General features: G+C 71.8%; 5 protein-coding genes. 1 reads left to right on the top strand and 4 read right to left on the bottom strand.

What is annotated here, in order from left to right; all coding sequences use genetic code 11:
• Nucleotides 1-834 (top strand): P1 family peptidase (locus tag ACTS11_RS07660; protein WP_442639735.1); only part of this gene is annotated, 834 nt, incomplete at its 5' end.
• A gap of 68 nt (nt 835-902) precedes the next feature.
• Here the strand turns inward: ACTS11_RS07660 and ACTS11_RS07655 are convergent.
• The 4 genes from ACTS11_RS07655 to ACTS11_RS07640 all read right to left on the bottom strand — a co-directional run.
• The gene (locus ACTS11_RS07655; protein ID WP_442639734.1) at nt 903-1,478 is read right to left on the bottom strand and encodes a F0F1 ATP synthase subunit B; all 576 of its coding nucleotides are present in this window, start codon (nt 1,476-1,478) and stop codon (nt 903-905) included.
• Nucleotides 1,479-1,482: 4 nt separating this feature from the next.
• A complete protein-coding gene (locus ACTS11_RS07650; RefSeq protein WP_442639733.1) occupies nt 1,483-2,025 on the bottom strand; it encodes a F0F1 ATP synthase subunit B' in 543 nt (180 codons plus the stop codon).
• An 89-nt stretch (nt 2,026-2,114) separates the two neighbouring features.
• Nucleotides 2,115-2,351: a F0F1 ATP synthase subunit C gene (locus tag ACTS11_RS07645; protein WP_011453893.1), complete on the bottom strand. Its 237-nt coding sequence runs from the start codon at nt 2,349-2,351 to the stop codon at nt 2,115-2,117.
• Nucleotides 2,352-2,430: 79 nt separating this feature from the next.
• On the bottom strand, nt 2,431-2,962 hold a 532-nt coding region (locus ACTS11_RS07640), incomplete at its 5' end, for a F0F1 ATP synthase subunit A (RefSeq protein WP_442639732.1).

Raw genomic sequence — 2,962 nt, 5'->3', positions numbered from 1 at the left:
GACGGCCTTCCGATTCCCCCGGACCGGCCGGTGCAGGCGCTCGACGCGACTTGCCCCGCCGGCGGCTCGGCCTTCGGGCTGGACGTGGCGCAGGGCGTGACCGAGGGGCTTCGCGCGCGCGGGCGCGGCTTCGCCGTCCACGGGCTGACCGTGCCCATCGTCCCGGCGGCCATCGTCTTCGACCTCGCCAACGGCGGCGACAAGGGCTGGACGGCCTCGCCCTATCCCGCCCTCGGGCGACGCGCCTTCGAGGACGCGGCCGAGGACTTCGCCCTCGGCACGGCCGGGGCGGGCACGGGGGCGACGCTGGCCGATCTGAAGGGCGGGCTCGGCTCGGCCTCGGCCGAGTGGAACGGCTTCACGGTGGGCGCGCTGGTGGTGTCGAACCCGGTCGGGCAGGTGACGGTCGGCGACGCCCCGCATTTCCACGCCGCGCCCTGCGAGTTCGGAGACGAGTTCGGCGGCCTCGGCCCGGCACCCGCCTTCGACCCGTCCCGCGTGCCGCCCACCAAGATGACGACCAGCGACCGGGAGGCCACGGTGATCGCCGTGGTCGGGACGGACGCGGACCTGACCAAGGCGCAGGCTGCGCGGCTGGCGGTGATGGCCCATGACGGGATCGCGCGCGCGGTCTGGCCCTCGCACCTGCCGATGGACGGCGACGTGGTCTTCGCCGTCGCGACCGGCGCGCGCCCGATCAAGGGCCCGCCCGATCTCGCCATCCTCGGACATCTCGGCGCGCTCTGCCTGGCGCGGGCGCTGGCGCGGGGGGTCTACGAGGCGACGGCGGAGCCTGGAGATCCGAAACCCACCTGGCGCGCGCGGTTCGGCTGAGCCCCGCACCCAACGGCAAACGCCCCGGCCTTTCGGACCGGGGCGTTCAGGATCGGCGGCGCGACGCTTCAGTTGAGGCGGGCGCGGACCTGGTCGATCGAGGCGTCGATCAGCGCGTTGGCATCCGACGCGGCCATGCGGTTCGCGATCAGCTCGCCCGCGGCGCCCACGGCCACCTCGACGGCGCGGTCGCGCACGGCGCGGACGGCCTTGGCTTCGGCGCTCGCGATCTGGTCCTCGGCGGCGGCGAGGCGGCGCGCGATGGAGCGCTCAAGCTCCTGCTTGGCCGAGTCGGCCGCGGCCTGCGCGTCGGCGCGGGCCTGGGCCACGATGCGCTCGGACTGCTCGGCGACCTCGCGGCTGCGGCGCTCGTAGGAGGCGAGGAGCGACTGCGCCTCCTCGCGCAGCGCGCGGGCCTCGTCGAGCTCCGACCGGATTCCGTCGGCCCGCTTGTCCAGCATGCCGCCGAGCATGGCGGGCACGTTGAAGTAGAACAGGATCGACAGGAACAGCAGGAAGCCGATCAGCACCACGAAGTCGGTGTTGAAGAGCGACGTGAAGTCGTAGCCGGGCGCATAGCCGGGCTCGGCCGCGAGGGCGGGCGAGGCGAGGAGCGCGGCGGCGGTGACGATGATCGGACGCATGGCCTTATCCCTTCATCCGCGCGGCGATGACCCGCGCCACGTCGTCGGCGTCGGCGGACTGGCCGGGCAGGATCGCGGCGACCACGTCGGCGGCGACGTCGCGGGCGACCTCCTCGACCGAGCGCGTCGCACTGGCCTGGATCTCGCCGATGCGACGCTCGCTCTCGGCGGTCTTGGCGGCGATCTGCTCGTCCGCCCGTGCCGTGGCCGCGGCCAGGTCGGCCTGGATCTCGGCGCGCGCGGCGTCGGCGATGCGCTGCGACTCGGCCCGGGCCTCGGCGAGCGCGCGGTTGTAGGCTTCCTCGGCCTCGGCGGCCTTGCGCTTGAGGTCCTCGGCGGCCGCGAGGTCGTTCGTCAGCGTGCCTTGGCGCTCGGCCAGGACGGCGGCGATGCGCGGCAGGGCCACCTTGTCGAGGATGAGGTAGATCGCGACCAGCGTGACGATCAGCCAGAAGATCTGGTTCGGGAACGTCGAGAAGTCGAGCTGCGGCATGCCCGGTGCGCCTTGGGCGGCATCGGTCGCGCCGTGGGTGGCCTGTTCAGCCATGGAAGCGTCCTCCTGGAACCGGATTTACACCGGGACCCGCGATGCGTGCTGCGGGCCCCGGACGTAAGGATGGTCTCTCGAGGCCCGGCTCAGACGGCGAACATCAGCAGGAGCGCGACGAGGAAGGCGAAGATGCCCAGCGCTTCCGCGAACGCGATGCCGATGAAGAGGGTCGCGGTCTGGCCGGCGGCGGCCGAAGGGTTGCGCAGCGCGCCGGCGAGGAAGTTGCCGGCCACGTGGCCCACACCGATGGCGGCCGCGCCCGAACCGATGGCGGCGAGGCCGGCGCCGATGAACTGACCCATTTGTGCGATATCGCCTTCCATTGTCGTGTCTCCTTACGTTGGAAGCCTTGAGATGCCGTGAGTGAGCGGGGACGGGACGCGGGGTGCCCCCCGCCGCCCCTCAGTGATGCGGATGAAGCGCGTCCTTGAGGTAGACGCAGGTGAGGATTGTGAAGACGTAGGCCTGGATGGCCGACACCAGCACCTCGAGCCCGTAGATCGCCACGACGCCGAGGATCGGCGCGATCCCGGCGAGGCCCATGGCGCCCGCGAAGCCCGCGAACACCTTGAGCACCGCGTGGCCGGCCATCAGGTTGCCGGCGAGACGGATGGAGTGGCTGACCGGCCGGACGAAGTACGAGATCACCTCGATGATCGCCAGGATCGGCCGCAGCGCCAGCGGCGCCGACGACACCCAGAAGAGGCTGAGGAACGCCGCGCCGTTCTTGATGAAGCCGACGAGCGTGACGGTGATGAAGACCGCCGCCGCCATGACCGCCGTCACCGCGATGTGCGAGGTCGTCGTGAAGCTGCCCGGGATGAGGCCGAGGAAGTTCGCGAAGAGGATGAACAGGAAGAGCGTGAAGATGTAGGGGAAGTACGGCAGCGCGTCCTTGCCCGCCACGTCCTCGACCATCTTGCGCACGAAGCCG

Origin of the sequence: Roseicyclus sp. (genome assembly GCF_052168335.1) — a bacterium.
Taxonomy (GTDB): Bacteria; Pseudomonadota; Alphaproteobacteria; order Rhodobacterales; family Rhodobacteraceae; genus Roseibacterium.
Note: the sequence above shows the minus strand (reverse complement) of the source record. Positions and strands in the feature narration are given on the sequence as shown.

Coding starts and splice junctions, on each gene's coding strand:
- ACTS11_RS07650 (WP_442639733.1), bottom strand. CDS start 2,025: ATGGCTGAACAGGCCACCCACGGCGCGACCGATGCCGCCCAAGGCGCA.
- ACTS11_RS07645 (WP_011453893.1), bottom strand. CDS start 2,351: ATGGAAGGCGATATCGCACAAATGGGTCAGTTCATCGGCGCCGGCCTC.
- ACTS11_RS07655 (WP_442639734.1), bottom strand. CDS start 1,478: ATGCGTCCGATCATCGTCACCGCCGCCGCGCTCCTCGCCTCGCCCGCC.